We start from the raw sequence: 18180 nt of genomic DNA, 5'->3' as shown, positions 1-18180 counted from the left end.
ATGACGTGGTTTGCGAGTTAAAGGTATAGTGATGTCCAAGTTTGACTCAGCCTCTTTTCTAAAAACAGTCACCAATCAGCCCGGCGTATACCGTATGTATAACGCTGACGCTGTGGTGATCTATGTAGGTAAAGCCAAAGACCTGAAAAAGCGCCTCTCCAGCTACTTTCGCACCAAAGTAGATAGTGAGAAAACTCGCGCGCTGGTAAGTAATATTGCCAAAATTGATGTGACGGTCACTCACACAGAAACCGAAGCCCTGATCCTCGAACACAACTACATCAAGCAGTATTTGCCTAAATACAATGTGTTGTTGCGTGATGATAAGTCTTATCCGTATATTTTCATCAGCGGTCATAAGCATCCAAGGCTCTCCATGCATCGTGGCGCGAAAAAACGCAAAGGAGAGTATTTTGGCCCCTATCCAGACTCTGGTGCGGTGCGCGAAACGCTGCACTTAATCCAGAAAATATTCCCAGTTCGACAATGTGAGGATACGGTATACAGCAACCGTACTCGTCCTTGTTTGATGTACCAAATTGGTCGATGTGCGGCCCCCTGCGTCAGCAGCATTATCTCAGACGGTGAATATGATGAGCTGGTGGGGTATGTGCGCCTGTTTTTGCAAGGCAAAGATAAGCAAGTCTTAGCAACGTTGGTCGAAAAAATGGAGCAAGCAAGCCAATCGCTAGAATTTGAGCAAGCGGCTAAATTTCGTGACCAGATCCAAGCCATCCGACGTGTACAAGAGCAACAGTTTGTGTCCGAAGATTCGATGGACGATATGGATGTGCTTGGTTTTGCCCAAGAGAGTGGCATCGCTTGTATTCATATCTTGATGATTCGCCAGGGCAAGGTGTTGGGGAGTCGCAGTCATTATCCCAAGATCCCTAGTAACACCGCCGCCCAAGAAGTTTTCTACAGTTTTCTTAGCCAATATTACTTGAGCCACAATGAGGCGCGTACGATTCCGACTCGGATCATTCTAAATCAGCCGTTGAACGAAGAGATGCAACCGGTCGCGCAGGCACTCAGTGAAATTGCAGGGCGCAAGGTGACGTTCCACGTTAATCCAACGGGGACGCGCGGACGCTATCTAAAGTTAGCGAATACCAATGCATTGACGGCGATTACCACCAAAATCAATCATAAGATGACCATTTCTCAGCGCTTTAAGGAGCTGAGAGAATTGTTGGGTTTAGACAGCATCCAACGCATGGAGTGTTTTGATATTTCTCACACTATGGGTGAGAACACGATCGCGTCTTGCGTGGTGTTTAATCAAGAAGGTCCGGTCAAACAAGAGTATCGTCGCTACAACATTAGCGGGATCACCGGTGGTGACGATTACGCAGCCATGGGGCAGGCACTTGAGCGTCGTTACTCGAAGCAACTCGATGTTGAGAAGATCCCTGATATTGTGTTTATCGATGGGGGCAAAGGTCAGCTCAATCGTGCTCATGAGATCATCAGTCGTTATTGGCATGACTGGCCAAAGCGGCCACTGTTGATAGGGATTGCCAAAGGTGTGACCCGTAAACCAGGATTGGAAACCCTAATGACGGTTGATGGAGAAGAGTTTAACCTCCCCAGTGATGCGCCAGCCTTGCACCTGATGCAACATATTCGCGATGAGAGTCACAATCATGCCATCGCCGGGCATAGAGCTAAGCGCGGAAAAGCACGCAGAACCAGCGCGTTAGAAGGCATTGAAGGAGTAGGGCCGAAACGTCGCCAAGCCCTACTTAAGTACTTGGGGGGCTTACAAGAACTGAAAAGAGCCAGTGTCGAAGAAATCGCCAAAGTGCCGGGAATCAGCGCCTCTTTAGCAGAAAACATCTATCAAGCATTGAAACAATAATAAAAATCCCGCACCATAAGGCGCTGCTTGGAAGCAGCCGCCCGAGCCATACGCAAACAAAAAGAGCCTTAAAAAATATGCGTTTAAACATTCCCAACATATTGTCTTTGTTGCGACTATTCTTGATACCAGTCTTTGTCGTTGTGTTTTATCTCCCTTATAGCTGGTCTCCTTTCGCAGCCGCAATGGTGTTTTGGGTAGCAGGTTTTACCGATTGGCTCGACGGTATGTTGGCCAGAAAATTGGGTCAAACTTCGCGTTTTGGCGCCTTTATCGATCCAGTGGCCGACAAAGTATTGGTCGCGACTGCGCTTATCTTAATTACCGAACACTACCACTCTATTTGGGTCACAATTCCTGCCGTGACCATGATAGCGCGTGAGATTATCATCTCTGCTTTGCGAGAGTGGATGGCCGAAATCGGTAAACGTGCCAGTGTGGCGGTCTCTTGGGTAGGCAAAGTCAAAACGGTGAGCCAGATGTTTGCCTTGTGGGTACTGATTTGGCGCTACGATGATTGGATGATTTGGCTAGGCTATGCAGCGCTCTATGTCGCCACAGTGTTAACTTACTGGTCGATGGCCCAATATTTATTGGCGGCCAAAGACGACTTGCTCGATAAACAGCATCACTAATAAAAAGCCCATAATTATGGGCTTTTTTATTGGCTAAATTTGCCCACGTTTATCCGCGATAGTCGTAAAAAATAGTGATTGATGGCTAGATAGGGCTGCGATTGCAATAATTGAAGTTTACATGGTGATGTCATCACAGCCTGACTCTGCTTTGTCATGTCGGTTTATTTTCAATAACTTGGTGGCAAACTCACCAGATGCTAATGAGAAATAACGATTTTTGCTCGTTTTGGCGGTAAATTAGACAAACGATTTAAAATTTTAAAAATAGTGTTGACGAACAAGTTCGAATCCGTAGAATGCATCCCGTACCCAAGACGAGTTGAGATTAACTCGAAGCGGTTTTGGGGCGCGTTGGCAGAGTGGCTATGCAGCGGATTGCAAATCCGTGGACCTCGGTTCGACTCCGGGACGCGCCTCCATTTGCGACACTAGCTCAGTTGGTAGAGCGCAACCTTGCCAAGGTTGAGGTCACGAGTTCGAACCTCGTGTGTCGCTCCAAATTTTACAGATAGTGATTAAACAATCGGTATCTAGATGGTGTCTCCATCACAGATTTAGATTTGTGTGCCCTGGTGGTGGAATTGGTAGACACAAGGGATTTAAAATCCCTCGGCGTTCGCGCTGTGCCGGTTCAAGTCCGGCCCGGGGCACCATCTAAACAAACGCATTACGCGACACTAGCTCAGTTGGTAGAGCGCAACCTTGCCAAGGTTGAGGTCACGAGTTCGAACCTCGTGTGTCGCTCCAAATTACAAGGCCCTAGCAGAAATGCTGGGGCTTTTTGGTTTCTGGTTTTCTGGAAATCGATTTAGCACTGTCGACCTCGGCAATAATTGTACTCCGTGCTTGCTGCTTCCATTGAGTCCGTCCGGATTGTGTTGTCGCTCTGATTTCAGAATCTAAATGAAAAAATGCTCATCGCGAGATCGCTTTTTGAGAAATCTTAAAGTGAATTTATTTATACAACGAATAAAATACAGCGAATTATTTATTTCTGCTCTCAAAGACGACACGGACGGAACCAAATGCTTAGATCAAAATGGTTAATGACGGGTGCTTGCTATCTAGCTGTTATGTTTGGCTTGGCAGCCAAAGCTGAATCGCTAGCCTCCTTCCCAGAGGATTTTCTCGAATGGCCAGTAGTAAAAGAATCGGTCAATTTACCCGCAGATACTGTATTACCACCAGAAACGTCTTTGTTTATTCAGGAATCGGTGCGAGCGTACAGTTGGATTAACGATGGACAAGGCTCGCCATTAACGATTCGTGTAAACCCTGCAAAGATTGAACAGTACAAAACACATGGGCCATACAGTGATGGTATAACTGCCGTTGCGGTATCGGAAGCTCAAGGGATTGTTTGGGTCACCGAGCATATTGCCGGAGAAGCCGTGTATGGCAGTTATAATCGTCAAGGTGAGGACATTAGTCATACCCACCCCAGTCTACAACCCAGCTTTTGCCAAAGTTGTCATAGTACCTACAAGGATATTTGTGTAAACGGTACTTGCGCAGAACCTGTGCTCGGCGTTTACAGCGAACAGTAATCTTGTCCACAAGTCTCCTCACGCCGAACAAACTGGCGGCCAAGCTTTCAATCAACCAGATGCTAGTGTTATCACATCTGTTTCTCGTGGTTATGTTGATCGCCGGTTTTAGCTATTCCCGCTATCAGAGTGAATGGAATCGTTACGTCGAAAACTCAGCATCTCTTGCTAAACTAAAGCTTGCCCCTCACATCTCATTTATATCGAGTTCAGTTGCTGGAATCAATTACGCCAACCTCACCATGCCCACCACAAAGCGAACATTGGCTTCTATCGAAGATCTTGAGTTTCTTGATATCGACGGACAATCAGATTATTCCGGGCAAAAGGTTAAAGTGCGCTTTTTTAAGCGCTTCGACTACCTATGGCGCGCGGATATCAAGAGTGATGAAGTAGAACATAACGAGCAAAAACTCAACACACTCGAAGCACAGATAGAGGCGACAGGTTCCGACAATACGATTAGGCTAAAGAAACTTAAAGCCATATATAATCGAGTAAAAAGTGAACATCAGTCGTTGGTTGAAGGTCTCTATGTAACCAACAATGTGATTATCCCATGGAGTAAACCCACTGCGCTTCGTGATAGCTATTATCTTGACCAAGAGTCATGCACTTTAAATCTTGCTCTACCACTGATTAATAAGAATGGTGGAGAAGTCTGGGCGGTGTTTGATGCCAGTGAACTCTCAGTGTTACAGAATTCGCTGATTGAAGAGATTGTTGCTGAGGCTTTGGTTGCTTTAGCTGTTTCGCTGATTTTGATTGGCTGGGTCTCTCACTGGATTGTTTCTCCACTTAAATCCCTCGCTAGTCATATGCGAAGCGCTGAAACGGATGCCGACATCAAACACATTGCTGAGCTTGAAAGAAGTGATGAAATTGGTCAACTTGCCAGCGCTTATCAGAGTTTGCTTACTAAGCTTGACAATCAAATGAATATTTTGCGCTCTAAATCGGATACTGATCCTTTGACCGGGCTGGGATCTCGGCACAAATATTCAAGAACCGCAGTTCCTTTTATAAGGCATCATTTAGCTAAAGGTCATTACGTTGCGTTGATGGTTTGTGATGTCGATAATTTCAAAGCGTTCAATGATATTTATGGTCATAGCGAAGGGGACAATGCGCTATCTCTGGTCGGAGCTAAGATAAGTGCGCTGACTCGAGATTGCGATTTGGCTTTTCGTTATGGTGGAGAAGAGTTTGTTATTTTCTGTGCTCGCTCAAGTGCAGAGCAACTGGTTAATTTTTCACAGCAGTTAAGACGTGAAATCGCGTCAGCCGCAGTCGTGCACCACGGCAATCAACCCCATGGCGTTATCACCATCTCTGTAGGCGGAGCAATCTGCGATAGTAGGGCGCTCCACAACAGATTTGTTAACCCTCAGGAGCTCAAGGAAGCGATGTTCGAAGTGGCTGACAAGGCCCTCTACACATGCAAACAGAGTGGACGAAACCAGGTCAACTGGGCTGACAACCTTCTTTAGTCAAGGCACTAACCCAGTATCATACCGATCAGTCTGATTTGATTAAGCGAAATATTTTGCCGCTGTCGGTGCTAAACAAAATCTCTCCGTTTGGCAGAGCTTCGATATTTCGAATCCGCTCTCCGAGATCCTCCAATAGTCGCTGTTCACTAATGATCGCCTCACCTTGCAAGGTAAGCACATTAATGTGGGTAAGCTTGAGCGCGCCCGCCAACAGCTTACCATTGAGCTGTGGGTGTTTCTCGCCGCGATAGAGAATCAATGAGCTGGGTGCGATTGAAGGGACGTACACTTTTGTCGGCGAGACAATTCCAGGTTTCTCTTCTGCTTCACCAACGTTGATTGGCCCCCAGTACTCTTTACCGTGTGAGGTAATCGGCCAGCCGTAGTTGCTCCCTTTGCTGATTAAGTTAATCTCGTCTCCGCCGCGCGGCCCATGTTCAATTGACCAAAGTTGATTAGATTGGCTGTCAAAGAATAGCCCTTGAGGATTGCGATGACCGTAGCTCCAAATCTCGCTGAGCACCTTATCATCATTGACATATGGATTGCTGTTTGGCACTTGACCATCGGGCGTTAAGCGAAGGATAGAGCCGGCATGGGTGGTGCGATCTTGTCCATTTTCTCGCTCACCACGGTCTCCGACGGAGAAGTACACCGAGTCCTGGTCAAAGGTGATGCGACTACCAAAGTGGCGGCCGCCATCCGACCCTGATTGTGTGACCAAGAGCTCACGCCAGCCACTGATGGCCTGCCCATCAAAGTCCGCTCTCGCCAGCGTTGTCTCAATCTCCTGACCAACCCGTTTAGCATAGGTCACATAGATATGGTTTGGATTGAAAGGGGAAACGGCAATGTCCAGTAGCCCGCCTTGTCCATATTCGATGGCATTGGGCACTTTAGTGAGTACTTGGTAATTGTTGGTTGAAAGGGTCAAAATCCCGATAGTCCCATTTTTTTCGCTCACTAACACTCGATCAGCGTCAACCGCACTCAAACCCCAAGGAATGTTTAATCCAGTGACAACGGGTTGGGCTTGCCACTTAGCAGCAGCAACAGCGGGGTAGACCAAGATGAGGAGTAGTCCAAAAAGCAGTTTGTTCATAGTTATTTCCTTATTTCGAGATATTCCTATTGTATGCAATAAATAGTGCAGCTGATCAATGTTGGCAATGGTAACAAGAGGCAACGGCTGATAGCGGCTGCCAATCAAAACCACGATAAGCGGTCGTTTACTTAGCATCAGAGTTGAATTAAGCGTTACGCAGATCACGCTTATTGAATGTGATATTGATTCCAAATGCTTAGGGGCCGATCTAGCTCCGCTTTTCAGCGTTTCATCACTTAGCATTCACTAATAAAGTATGTAAAATCCTTATCAATAAAATGGTGATTATAAACCGCCGCTATTTAACTAAAGTTGGCAGTGTACAAGGGCTAGAATTGATGAAGTCATTTGAATGGGATAGCTGTTACGAGACAGGTTTGGAAGATGTCGACGAGCAGCATCAATACCTGGTGGAGGTCATCAACCGTTATGGTGCGTTGATCGCACAAAATAACATCTCACTGCAAGATATCCGGATGGCGCTGTTCGAACTCTCTCGCTACGCAGAGTTTCACTTCAAAGAAGAAGAAAATTTGATGCGTCAGGCGGGAGTCTATCAGCTGCATATCGATGAACATATCAAAATACACCGCGCTTTTATGGCGGACATTATCAGCATGCAAGCGTTTATCAGTGAAGAGAACAAGAAATCATCAGAGCAGTTGCTCAATTTTCTTATTCACTGGTTGGCCTACCATATTCTTGGCATTGATCAGAATATGTCTCGCCAGATCAAACAGATAGAGCAGGGCGTGGATCCTAAACTAGCGTGGGAAAACGAGCAAACCAAACAAGATAAGTCGACCGAACCTCTTCTTAAGGCCCTGAATGGTCTGTTTGAGCAAGTCTCTGAACGCAACAAAGAGTTGCTGGAACTCAATCAGTGTCTAGAAGATAAGGTTCTTGAGCGGACTAAGCAGTTATCTCGGGTTAATAAACAGCTTGAAGAGCTCTCGCTGACAGACTCGTTGACCAAGCTGCCAAACCGCCGCTGCGCGATTCGTAAACTCAAAGTCTACTGGCAAGAGTCATTGCAGAATAACGAGCCGTTGGTTTGTATTATGATTGATGCCGATTACTTCAAGCAGGTCAATGACACCGCGGGCCATGATGCAGGGGACCGATTGCTGATTGAACTGTCTCAAGCCCTTAGTGACGCGTTTCGTAGTGACGACCTAGTGTGCCGCTTAGGAGGGGACGAATTTTTTGTGATTTGCCCAAATACCGATCTTGAAGGTGGAGTACATATCGCAGAGGTCACACGGCACAAAGTCAACCAGATGTTGATACCGGTCGGCGAGAGCGTTTGGCGCGGCAGCATTAGTGTTGGGGTCGCGGAGCGCAGTAGTGAGATGCTGGACTACAATGATTTGATAAAAGCGGCGGATAACTCGGTCTATAAAGCCAAATCTCTCGGCCGCAATCAGGTTGCAGTTACTCAACAGCACCTAATCTCAGAGAGTTTTTAACATCCATACATCGCATCCACCGTGCTCGGTGCCATCTAATGGTTTATCAAGGTGGTTGAACCCTAGCGATTCATATAACTTGATCGCTGAGGTCATGGTTTTTAACGTGTCGAGGTAGCATTGCGAAAAGCCTTGCGACTCGGCAAACGTTAAGCAACGCTCGGTTAACTGCTTACCTAGGCCGAAACCACGACTTTCTGGGAGCAAGAAGAGTTTTTTTAATTCACATATGCTCTCAGAGCCTTGAAACGGGGCAAGGCCACAGCCGCCAACAATTTTGCCATCGATGCTAGCCACTAAGTACAGGCTGTTTTTATCTAGGGTATAGTGGTCGCTCATCGCTTCCACCTCGGCATCGGATGGGCCAAATCCTTCGCCAATCGCGCCAAATTCCTTGCCGACCGACTTGATGATTTTACATATCTCTGAGTTATGTTGCGCTTGGATGGGCTCTATCAAAATTGTCATCTTAGATCCTTTAAAAACTATGCGTATGTTCAACGAGTTGGTGCGAAATCGTATTTTATCAAGCGTTGAGACGAAAATTTACTCAAAGACAGTAAATAAGGTGATTTCAGTTTGGATTTGATCTTGTCATTCGTTACTATGTAGGGCTATCTATAGACCAAAAATCCCCGTCGGGTAAGAGTAAACACTCTGCCTACAATGGACACTACCACTTATGCCTGTGGCTTGCATCATAGGTGTAGGTAGATGAGGAAACGATGCAACATCTAGAAGAGATCATTGCTAACGCGAACGCCGCTATTGAAGCCGCTGATTCGTTAGTCGCACTTGATGAAGTGCGTGTTCAGTATCTAGGTAAAAAAGGTGAGCTAACGGCTCAGCTTCAAAGCCTAGGTAAACTACCACCAGAAGAGCGCCGTGAAGCGGGTCAAGAGATCAACAAAGCGAAGGGCGTTGTTCAACAAGCGATCGCAGCTCGTAAAGATGCACTACAACGTGCTGAACTTGAAGCGAAGCTTGCAGCAGAAACCATCGACGTGACTCTACCGGGTCGTCGTATCGAGAACGGTGGCTTACACCCAGTTACTCGTACTGTTGAGCGTATTGAACAGTTCTTTGGTGAGTTAGGCTTTAACACTGAGTCTGGTCCTGAGATTGAAGATGCATTCCATAACTTTGATGCACTAAACATCGCAGAAGATCACCCAGCGCGTACTGACCACGACACCTTCTTCTTTAATCCAGATCTGATGCTGCGTACGCACACATCTGGTGTTCAGATTCGTACGATGGAAAATGGCAAACCACCATTCCGTTTCATCGCACCAGGCCGTGTTTACCGCAACGACTACGACCAAACGCACACGCCAATGTTCCACCAAGTGGAAGGCATGTTAGTCGACGAGAACGTAAACTTCGCACAGCTTAAAGGCATCCTGCATGACTTCCTATGTAACTTCTTCGAAGAAGAAGTGGAAGTTCGTTTCCGACCTTCTTACTTCCCATTCACTGAGCCTTCAGCAGAAGTAGACGTGAAAGGTAAGAACGGCAAATGGCTTGAAGTTCTAGGCTGTGGCATGGTTCACCCGAACGTACTGCGTAGCGTAGGCATCGATCCTGAGAAATACTCTGGCTTCGCATTTGGTATGGGCGTTGAGCGTCTAACTATGCTTCGTTACGGCGTAAACGATCTTCGTGCGTTCTTCGAGAACGACCTTCGTTTCCTAAAACAGTTCAAGTAATCCAGGGGAACCATCACTATGAAATTTAGCGAATCTTGGCTTCGTGAGTGGGTAAACCCTGCGGTATCGACTGACGAACTTACACACCAAATCACCATGGCGGGTCTAGAAGTCGACGACGTACTACCTGTTGCTGGCTCTTTCACTGGCGTTAAAGTCGGTAAAGTGGTTGAGTGTGGTCAACACCCAGACGCAGACAAACTACGCGTAACTAAAGTTGATGTTGGCGCAGAAGAACTGCTAGACATCGTTTGTGGCGCGCCTAACTGCCGCCTAGGTATCAAAGTTGCGGTAGCGACTGTTGGTGCTGTGCTACCCGGCGATTTCAAAATCAAAAAAGCAAAACTACGTGGTCAACCATCACACGGCATGCTGTGTTCATTCTCTGAACTAGGTATCGATGTTGAATCTGATGGCATCATGGAACTAGCAGAAGACGCCGTAATCGGTACGGATTTCCGCGAATTCATAGGTCTGGACGACGTAACAGTAGACGTTGACCTAACGGCTAACCGCGCTGACTGTTTCAGCATCCGTGGTATGGCGCGTGAAGTGGGCGTGCTAAACCGTGCTGACGTGACTGAGCCTGCGGTTAATCCAGTTGCTCCTGCGATTGATGACACGGTTTCTATCGAAGTGAAAGCGCCTGCAGCATGTCCACGTTACCTTGGCCGTGTGGTTAAGAACGTCAACGTTCAAGCTGAAACACCACTATGGATGCAAGAGAAGCTGCGTCGTTGTGGTATCCGCTCTATCGACCCAGTTGTCGACATCACTAACTTTGTTCTTCTAGAGCAAGGCCAGCCAATGCACGCATTCGATCTTGCTAAGATTGAAGGTGGCATCGTAGTTCGTATGGCAGAGCAGGGCGAGAAGCTGACGCTTCTAGACGGCAGCGAAGCGGAGCTAAACGCAGATACTCTCGTTGTCGCAGACCACAACAAAGCTCTTGCTATCGCAGGTATCTTTGGTGGTGAAGAGTCTGGTGTAACCACCGAGACTAAAGATGTACTACTTGAGTGTGCCTTCTTTGCACCAGACCACATCCGTGGCCGCGCGCGTAGCTACGGTCTACATACGGATTCTTCAATGCGTTTTGAGCGTGGTGTCGATTTCGCACTACAAACCAGCGCAATGGAGCGTGCAACCGAACTTCTCGTTGACATCTGTGGCGGAGAAGTAGCCCCTGTTGTTGCAGTAGAGTCAGAAGCTGACCTGCCAAAAGCAAACACAGTTGCGCTTCGTCGTACTAAGCTAGACAGCCTACTAGGTCATCACATTGCAGATAGCGATGTGGTTGAAATCCTAGAGCGTCTTGGTCTAACGGTAGAAGTGACAGAGTCAGGTTGGATTGCGACAGCACCAACATGGCGTTTTGATATCGCAATCGAGCAAGATCTCATCGAAGAAGTCGGTCGCATCTACGGTTACGATAATATCCCTAACCAAAACCCAGCGGCAGCACTTAAGATGCACGACCACGTTGAAGCGAACATTCCGCTAAAACGCGTTCGTAACCTACTTGTTGACCGTGGTTACCAAGAAGCGATCACTTACAGCTTCGTTGAGCCAGAGCAGCAAAAGCTGGTTGTTCCAGATGTTGAGCCGCTAATTCTGCCATTCCCAATCTCTGCGGATATGTCAGCAATGCGCCTAGGTCTAATCCAAGGTCTACTGAACACTGTGGTTCACAACCAGAAACGTCAACAGCCGCGCGTTCGTCTATTCGAATACGGTCTACGTTTCATCCCATGTGAGTCGGCTGAAAACGGTATGCGCCAAGAGCCTATGCTTGCAGGTGTTATCGCAGGTACTCGCAGCGAAGAGCACTGGGACATCGAAACCAACACAGTTGATTTCTTTGACCTTAAAGGTGACCTAGAAGCGGTGCTTGAGCTAACAGCAAACGAAGCCGCTTACTCTTTCGCAGCGCTTACTGCTGAAGACAAAGCAGCGAACCCAGCGCTTCACCCAGGTCAATCTGCAGCAATTATTGTTGATGGCAAGCAGGTAGGTGTGATTGGTACCGTTCACCCAGAGCTTGAGCGTAAGTTTGGTCTAAACGGCCGTACTATCGTATTCGAAGTGGAATGGTCTGCAATCAACACTAAAGTGATTCCTGAAGCAGTGCAGCTTTCTAAGTTCCCATCAAACCGTCGTGACATCGCGGTCGTTGTTGACGAAGCCGTGGCTTCTGGCGACATCGTTGCAGCATGTGTTGAGCAAGGTGGCGAGTTCCTGAAAGATGCGAAACTGTTCGACGTTTACGTCGGTAAAGGCGTTGAAGAAGGTAAGAAGAGCTTAGCAATCGCGCTAACACTACAATCTGTAGAGCGTACGCTTGAAGATGCAGATATCGCTGGCGCGGTTGACGCTATCGTTGCTCACGTATCTGATAAGTTTGGCGCAGCGCTGCGCGACTAATCATCGCAAAAATCAATAGCAACAAACCCTGTCCAAGTGACAGGGTTTTTTATGCGGCAAGTTCGTTGAACCGCAATAATTAAAAAAGCCCCACAAGTGTGGGGCCAGCAAGTCAATCTATTCAAGTAGTGGGGGAGTGACTTACTAAATCCTAACCTAGGCGGTAACGGCTTGGCTGGTTTTCATTTTATGTCGTGCACCTAGTACTAGAGTTAGCGCAAATGCAACGATGAACGAGAGGGCCATGCCTGCTACATAGTAGAAGATTTTCTCTGGGTTAATCGAGATAACACCAGGGAGACCAGCCGCGCCCAAAGCCTGAGCTTTTACATTGAATAGGGTGATAAACGCACTTGCCGTTGCTGCACCGATGATCGCGGCAATGAATGGATAACGTAGCTTGAGGTTAACACCAAACATAGCCGGTTCAGTGATGCCAAGTAGCGCAGTGATTCCCGATGGCATGGCAACCCCTTTCAGCTTAACGTCTTTAGTGGTAAAGCCGACGGCTAAAGCGGCCGCACCTTGGGCAACGTTCGACATCGCGGCGATAGGGAATATGAAGGTACCACCAGTAATGGCAATATCCGCCAGTAGTTGAGTTTCGATAGCAATAAAGCTGTGGTGCATACCGGTAATAACAAACGGCGCGTAGATAAAGCCAAACAGTGCCCCACCGATAAAGCCAGCAGAATCGTAAAGCCAGTTTAGGCCATCACCCAGTAGGAAGCCGATATCGCGAGTGATAGGTCCTACTAAAGTAAAGGTTAGGAAGCCAGTGATAAATATCGCCAGCATTGGGGTCAGTAAGTTATCCAACACCGATGGCACAATTTTACGTAGGCCATTTTCTACTTTGGCGAGGATGAAGGCAGAGACTAACACTGGCAGGACAGAGCCTTGGTAACCGACTTTTTGAATTTCAAAGCCAAAGATGTTCCAGGTCGGGATAGTACCAGCAACACTAGCGCCACCGAAGCCCCAGCCGTTAAGTAGGTCTGGGTGAACCATCAACATACCCAGAGCAGCGCCGAGGAATGGGTTACCACCAAATTTCTTACTGGCAGAAAACGCTAACAGAACAGGCAGATAAACAAAAGGCGCGTTAGCAAAGGTATTGATCATACTTGCCAAATCAGCAAGACCAGGGTTGGCTTCGATCAATGATTGACCTTCAATGAACAGACCTTGTGCGGTCAGCAGATTGAAGATCCCCATTAACAGGCCGCCTGCAACGATGGCTGGAATGATAGGTACAAAAATATCCGACAACCCTTTGACCGCACGTTGCACGATGTTTTGTTTCTGTGCACCTGCGCTAGCAACATCATTGGTCGACATCTCGCTCATACCGGTGAGTTTTGCCATTTCCGCGTGAACTTGGTTGACGATGCCAGAGCCGAAAATAATTTGGTATTGGCCTGCAACTTTAAATTGTCCTTTGACCCCATCTAAGTTCGAAATCGCTTCTTCATCGACCATTGTGTCATCTTTCAATGCCAGCCTAAGCCGCGTTGCGCAGTGGGCGAGCGCTTGTAGGTTATCTCGTCCTCCAAGTAGCTCCAGCAGCTCTTTTGCAATTATTGGATAATTCATTCCAGACCCCGTTATTATGTTTGATAATGGTTTGCAAAACGCTTTGGGAACGTTTGCAATTTGATTTTTTTCCATTCCAACCATTCAGTCAAAGAATAGCCGGTGTTTATGTGAGTTGGATCGGCTAAAATTTTTTGCTAAACCGATTGAGCAGGGTGGCTTTTACTGAGAATTCTGCTAATTTTGCAAACATTCCCAATTACTTACATGAGTTTTCACTATGGCGAGTCTGCATGACGTAGCGAAACTGGCCGGAGTCTCCAAGTCAACCGTCTCTCGGGTTATCAATGATGAATATGGCGTTAAAGCGTCGACTAAGCTGAAAGTAATGAAAGCGGTTGAAGAGGTCGGGTACGTCGTCAACCAAGTGGCCAAGGACTTGAAATCGCAAAAAACCAATTTGGTTGGTGTTATCGTTCCTCGAGTGTCATCCAATGCGACCGCGCAAGGGGTTGATGGATTGAGTCGCATCTTCGATCAAGCAAGTAAACAAGTCTTACTTGCCAGTACTCAGCAATCTAACGAAAAAGAAATCGAATATATTCAATTATTTAACCAGAAACGGGTCGAAGGGATTGTGTTATATGCCACCCATATCGATGCCGAGTTGGTCAAAGCGATTCATCAGTCAAAAAGTCCTGTCATCTTGGTTGGACAAGATGGCTCTCTGTTTAACATTCCAAGTGTGGTACACGATGATTTGCGCGTTGGGTTTGAAGCGGGAAATCGTTTGTTACAAGCAGGCTGCCGGCAGATTGGTTTTATCGGCGTGAGTGATTCAGACTTGGCGGTTGACAAGTTGCGTTCGGATGGACTCAGGCAAGCGCTAGCAATGAATGGGTCGAGTGAGTTGCTGTTCCATTGTCATGGCGAGTTTAGTATTGAGTCTGGCTATACCAATATGCGCCAGCTACTTAAAGATTTCCCGAATATGGATGGCGTGTTTTGTGCGACAGATCGTATCGCGGTCGGTGCGATTAAAGCGCTAAAAGAGTCCGAGATTGTGGCTGGGCAACAAGTGAAGGTGTTGGGGGTCGGTAATGATGAGCTCGGATATATCAGTGCTCCCAGCCTGTCTACCTTTAGCTATGCATTTGATAAAGCGGGAGAAAGTGCAGCCAAAATGCTACTTGATTTGATTGAAGGTGCACCAGCTGTGATGAGCAAAGTCGTACTCAGCTTTCAAAATATTGATCGAGAAACCTGCTAATTTCTCTCGTATCCCACTAAAAAACACCTGGCTCGGTCCAGGTGTTTTTGCACCGTTTTACTTGCCTTAGGTTTGATGTTCGACTGTGAAGACTTGTAGTTTGAGTTCATTTACGCTATTTTGCAAACGTTCCCGAAAATAGGTGAGTTGAAATGACCATAGAGAATTACATCGCGATCTGCGGCGGCGAGAGCAACATTCGTCGAGTCTTAACCGCTCAGGGTAAGTTAATCTTTGCCGTCAAAGATTGGCAACTGGTCGGGGATTATCATTCTATGGCCGATGCCGAGCTGGTTCTTGATGAATGGCAGTTAATCTTTATGCGTCCGAAAACGTTAGGGGATGATGAACTCTATCAATTGGGCCGCAGTATCGAACGTCAGCAGCAAACGCAAATCGAGGGTGTGCAGCAACCGACAAGTTGCCCTTATCGTCCTCACTGGCACATTTCGCCGCCGCGCGGTCTGTTAAACGATCCGAACGGTTTCATCTACCACCAAGGTCAGTATCATCTTTTCTATCAATGGTACCCGTTCGCCTGCCAACACAAAGACAAATATTGGGCGCATCTAACCAGTAAAGACCTAGTCAATTGGGAATGGCAGCCTATTGCGATCACGCCAAGTGACTACTTCGACTCGCATGGTGCGTTTTCTGGGCATGCACTGAGCCATGGGGAGGAACTGCTGCTGTTTTACACCGGCAACGTGCGAATTGGTGCGCAGCGTGAGCGTCAAACCATGCAGTGTCTCGCTACATCAGCAGATGGTATCCACTTCGAAAAACTGGGCCCTGTGATTGATGCTTTGCCTCCGGGAGTCACCGCCCATATTCGCGATCCTAAGGTGGTTCGCCATCAAGATCACTGGCTAATGCTGCTAGGAGCACAAACCTCAGAGTTAATGGGTCGACTCGCCATTTATCGCTCCGCTGACCTCAAGCATTGGGATTTTCTTGGTTTGTTTGGGGAAGAGCTGGGCCAGTTTGGTTACATGTGGGAATGCCCTGATGCCTTTGAGCTAAATGGCCAACATTTTGTCGTCCTTGGGCCACAAGGTATTCAATCTCGCTCGCCTCATCACACTGTGCCTCATCATAACGGTATTGCCGTTGCAAACTGGAGTGAAGAAGGGGGTGTACGCTTAAGTGGCTTTCAACATCTCGATCACGGCTTTGATTTTTATGCCCCTCAGACGTTGCAGACTCCGGATGGAAGGCGCGTGATATGTGCTTGGATGGGGCTGCCGGATGAGGTTGAGCAGCCGACGGTAGAAAACGGGTGGATTCATCAGCTTACCTCGATGCGCGAGTTGAGCCATCAAGATGGAAAGCTTTACCAACAACCCGCGCGTGAGATGGATCAGCTGTTCGGACCTATCCAAGAAATCGAGCTCAATGAGACTGAGTATACCCTAGTCAATAACGCCTACGAGCTGAGCGTCGAGCTAGAGTGGGGGGAGCAACTGACGCTGTTTGCCGGAGAGAAACATCGACTCGTTATTGAGGCAAGCGCTGGCTCACAGACTTTACTGTTGGATCGCTCGCAAACCTTGATCCAAACCGGTGACAAAGTGCGTGAATTGAAATTGACCAGTGATCGTGTTCAACTACGTATATTAGCGGATGCTTCATCAGTCGAGGTGTTTGTCAATGGCGGAGAAGCAGTGATGACCTCGAGAGTGTTTGTGGAGCAGTCTTCCACGGGGATCGCATTGGTGGGTCAGTCGAAATTGGCTCAAGTACGAATGATCACTAAGCCCCGTGAACCATTTCTTTACCAGTAATGTGATAACCAGAGGGAAAGGGAAGAATGCAGACAGCAAGTTTTAATCCGTCTGTCGACCAAGATAAGGTGGCGTACTCTTTTGTTGCGCGCCAACCCATTTTAGATCAAGAACGTAGTATTGTTGCATTTGAACTTTTGTACCGTGACGGTGAAAAAAACGCATTTCCGGTCAATGTAAGCAGTGGTCAGGCAACGAGAAAACTACTGGCAGAACATTTGCTCGGGTACAAATCTAAGGTGTTGGGAGAGTTTAAAGGGTTCGTGAACTTTGACTACGACTGTCTGATTGAAGGCGTTCCTTTAGATTTTCCTAGTGAAGACATTGTCGTCGAGGTGTTAGAGACTTGTCCGCCAAGCGATGAACTGTTGGCAGCTCTGACTGAGTTGAAGCAAGCGGGCTATACTATCGCTTTAGATGATCATCTTGAAAGCGCCGAATGGCATCGCTTCTACCCGCTGGTTGATATTATTAAGGTTGATATTCAACAGACATCGCTACTTAAAGCGCGTGCGCTGATGGATAAACTAGAAGAGTACCAAATTGCGTTTTTGGCCGAGAAAGTCGAAACCAATCAAGAGTTTCAACGCGCAAAAGACTTCGGGTTTGAACTGTTCCAAGGTTATTTCTTCACTAAGCCTGAGATCATAAAAAATCGGAAAATAAACACATCATTTGACGATCTAGTTCGCTTAACCCAGTGCTTGTCGGGACCCAAAGTTAACTTTGATCAAGTGAGCATCATAGTGTCACGCAATCCGGTGTTGTCCCATCAGCTACTGAGCTTTGTTAACGCAAGCAGTTCATTGAACGCGACAATAAAATCGCTAAAACAGGCTGTGGCATACTTAGGAGAGGACAAATTAAAGAAATTTGCATCGTATGCTGTGATTTCTTCGTTTGCACCGGGTAAGCCCAGTGCGCTCTACTTGCTGTCACTGCATAGAGCTAGAATGTTTCAACTCATCATGTCTTACTTGAATCACCCTCAGTTGGCGCAAAGTGCCTACCTAGTGGGCTTGCTCTCTCTCATTGATGCGATTCTTGACGTGGATATTAACACCGCACTAGGTGAACTGACATTAGACGCCGAGATCAAACGGGCTCTGCTCGAAGGAGAGGGGGTTCTGGGGACTTTGCTGTCATTGAGTCAATCAATAGAGGCGTCACAATGGGACGAGATTGACCAGATACGCAGTGAACTAGGTGTAAACGAGCAAGTGGTTATTGCGTGTAACGTTGAAGCCGCAGTTTGGCTGGCGGAGTTGCCCATCGACCTATAAGTTGCATCAGTTCTATTGCTTGTAAAACGAAACAGCCCAGCTTGATGCTGAGCTGTTTTTT

Annotated in this window: 13 protein-coding genes and 4 tRNA genes; 14 read left to right on the top strand and 3 right to left on the bottom strand. The window is 47.3% G+C overall.

Annotated elements, in window-relative coordinates; all coding sequences use genetic code 11:
- Positions 1–28 precede the first annotated feature (28 nt).
- The 8 genes from uvrC (at position 29) to MTO69_RS07820 (ending at position 5536) form a co-directional block, all read left to right on the top strand.
- Entirely contained in the window at positions 29–1861 is a 1833-nt protein-coding gene (gene uvrC, locus MTO69_RS07855; RefSeq protein WP_248334438.1) for an excinuclease ABC subunit UvrC, read from the top strand.
- 77 nt (positions 1862–1938) lie between these two features.
- Positions 1939–2496, top strand: coding sequence for a CDP-diacylglycerol--glycerol-3-phosphate 3-phosphatidyltransferase (pgsA, locus tag MTO69_RS07850; protein WP_248328090.1), 558 nt, complete (start codon positions 1939–1941; stop codon positions 2494–2496).
- Positions 2497–2844: 348 nt separating this feature from the next.
- A tRNA-Cys gene (locus MTO69_RS07845) sits at positions 2845–2918 on the top strand.
- A gap of 3 nt (positions 2919–2921) precedes the next feature.
- Positions 2922–2997, top strand: a tRNA-Gly gene (locus MTO69_RS07840).
- 68 nt (positions 2998–3065) lie between these two features.
- A tRNA-Leu gene (locus MTO69_RS07835) sits at positions 3066–3152 on the top strand.
- Between the two features lie 18 nt (positions 3153–3170).
- Positions 3171–3246: transfer RNA gene (locus tag MTO69_RS07830), tRNA-Gly, on the top strand.
- Positions 3247–3545: 299 nt separating this feature from the next.
- Positions 3546–4046 (top strand): hypothetical protein, encoded by a 501-nt coding sequence (locus MTO69_RS07825; RefSeq protein WP_248334437.1) that lies wholly within the window; start codon positions 3546–3548, stop codon positions 4044–4046.
- Positions 4047–4048: 2 nt separating this feature from the next.
- Positions 4049–5536 (top strand): sensor domain-containing diguanylate cyclase, encoded by a 1488-nt coding sequence (locus MTO69_RS07820; protein ID WP_248328088.1) that lies wholly within the window; start codon positions 4049–4051, stop codon positions 5534–5536.
- 28 nt (positions 5537–5564) lie between these two features.
- On the opposite strand, the gene MTO69_RS07815 is transcribed toward MTO69_RS07820, so the two are convergent.
- A complete protein-coding gene (locus tag MTO69_RS07815; RefSeq protein WP_248328086.1) occupies positions 5565–6641 on the bottom strand; it encodes a PQQ-dependent sugar dehydrogenase in 1077 nt (358 codons plus the stop codon).
- Between the two features lie 341 nt (positions 6642–6982).
- Here MTO69_RS07815 and MTO69_RS07810 point away from each other — a divergent pair, with 341 nt between their 5' ends.
- The gene (locus tag MTO69_RS07810; protein ID WP_248328084.1) at positions 6983–8113 is read left to right on the top strand and encodes a GGDEF domain-containing protein; all 1131 of its coding nucleotides are present in this window, start codon (positions 6983–6985) and stop codon (positions 8111–8113) included.
- On the opposite strand, the gene MTO69_RS07805 is transcribed toward MTO69_RS07810, so the two are convergent.
- On the bottom strand, positions 8099–8581 hold the full coding sequence (locus tag MTO69_RS07805; RefSeq protein ID WP_248328082.1) for a GNAT family N-acetyltransferase: 483 nt from the start codon (positions 8579–8581) through the stop codon (positions 8099–8101). The two genes, MTO69_RS07810 and MTO69_RS07805, sit on opposite strands and share 15 nt — an antisense overlap.
- A gap of 257 nt (positions 8582–8838) precedes the next feature.
- On the opposite strand from MTO69_RS07805, the gene pheS reads away from it, so the two are divergent.
- Both pheS and pheT read left to right on the top strand, forming a co-directional pair.
- Complete coding sequence (gene pheS, locus MTO69_RS07800; RefSeq protein WP_004413586.1) at positions 8839–9822, top strand: phenylalanine--tRNA ligase subunit alpha; 984 nt, start codon at positions 8839–8841, stop codon at positions 9820–9822.
- A gap of 18 nt (positions 9823–9840) precedes the next feature.
- Positions 9841–12246: a phenylalanine--tRNA ligase subunit beta gene (gene pheT, locus MTO69_RS07795; RefSeq protein ID WP_248328080.1), complete on the top strand. Its 2406-nt coding sequence runs from the start codon at positions 9841–9843 to the stop codon at positions 12244–12246.
- Positions 12247–12402: 156 nt separating this feature from the next.
- On the opposite strand, the gene MTO69_RS07790 is transcribed toward pheT, so the two are convergent.
- On the bottom strand, positions 12403–13842 hold the full coding sequence (locus tag MTO69_RS07790; RefSeq protein ID WP_248328078.1) for a sucrose-specific PTS transporter subunit IIBC: 1440 nt from the start codon (positions 13840–13842) through the stop codon (positions 12403–12405).
- A gap of 220 nt (positions 13843–14062) precedes the next feature.
- Here MTO69_RS07790 and MTO69_RS07785 point away from each other — a divergent pair, with 220 nt between their 5' ends.
- From MTO69_RS07785 to MTO69_RS07775, 3 genes are all read left to right on the top strand, one after another.
- The gene (locus MTO69_RS07785) at positions 14063–15052 is read left to right on the top strand and encodes a LacI family DNA-binding transcriptional regulator (RefSeq protein ID WP_248328076.1); all 990 of its coding nucleotides are present in this window, start codon (positions 14063–14065) and stop codon (positions 15050–15052) included.
- 152 nt (positions 15053–15204) lie between these two features.
- Positions 15205–16836, top strand: a complete 1632-nt coding sequence (locus MTO69_RS07780) for a glycoside hydrolase family 32 protein (RefSeq protein WP_248328074.1) — start codon at positions 15205–15207, stop codon at positions 16834–16836.
- 26 nt (positions 16837–16862) lie between these two features.
- Positions 16863–18119 carry an EAL and HDOD domain-containing protein gene (locus MTO69_RS07775; protein ID WP_248328072.1) on the top strand — a complete coding sequence of 419 codons (1257 nt, stop codon included), beginning with the start codon at positions 16863–16865 and terminating at the stop codon, positions 18117–18119.
- The last annotated feature ends 61 nt before the right edge of the window (positions 18120–18180 follow it).

This window comes from Vibrio sinaloensis, assembly GCF_023195835.1.
In the GTDB taxonomy this organism is placed as follows: Bacteria; Pseudomonadota; Gammaproteobacteria; order Enterobacterales; family Vibrionaceae; genus Vibrio; species Vibrio sinaloensis_C.
The sequence above is the reverse complement of the archived record's forward strand: the minus strand, read 5'-3'. Positions and strand labels throughout refer to the sequence as shown.

Coding starts and splice junctions, on each gene's coding strand:
- pgsA (WP_248328090.1), top strand. CDS start 1,939: ATGCGTTTAAACATTCCCAACATATTGTCTTTGTTGCGACTATTCTTG.
- MTO69_RS07825 (WP_248334437.1), top strand. CDS start 3,546: ATGACGGGTGCTTGCTATCTAGCTGTTATGTTTGGCTTGGCAGCCAAA.
- MTO69_RS07815 (WP_248328086.1), bottom strand. CDS start 6,641: ATGAACAAACTGCTTTTTGGACTACTCCTCATCTTGGTCTACCCCGCT.
- MTO69_RS07810 (WP_248328084.1), top strand. CDS start 6,983: ATGAAGTCATTTGAATGGGATAGCTGTTACGAGACAGGTTTGGAAGAT.
- MTO69_RS07805 (WP_248328082.1), bottom strand. CDS start 8,581: ATGACAATTTTGATAGAGCCCATCCAAGCGCAACATAACTCAGAGATA.
- pheS (WP_004413586.1), top strand. CDS start 8,839: ATGCAACATCTAGAAGAGATCATTGCTAACGCGAACGCCGCTATTGAA.
- pheT (WP_248328080.1), top strand. CDS start 9,841: ATGAAATTTAGCGAATCTTGGCTTCGTGAGTGGGTAAACCCTGCGGTA.
- MTO69_RS07790 (WP_248328078.1), bottom strand. CDS start 13,842: ATGAATTATCCAATAATTGCAAAAGAGCTGCTGGAGCTACTTGGAGGA.
- MTO69_RS07785 (WP_248328076.1), top strand. CDS start 14,063: ATGGCGAGTCTGCATGACGTAGCGAAACTGGCCGGAGTCTCCAAGTCA.
- MTO69_RS07780 (WP_248328074.1), top strand. CDS start 15,205: ATGACCATAGAGAATTACATCGCGATCTGCGGCGGCGAGAGCAACATT.
- MTO69_RS07775 (WP_248328072.1), top strand. CDS start 16,863: ATGCAGACAGCAAGTTTTAATCCGTCTGTCGACCAAGATAAGGTGGCG.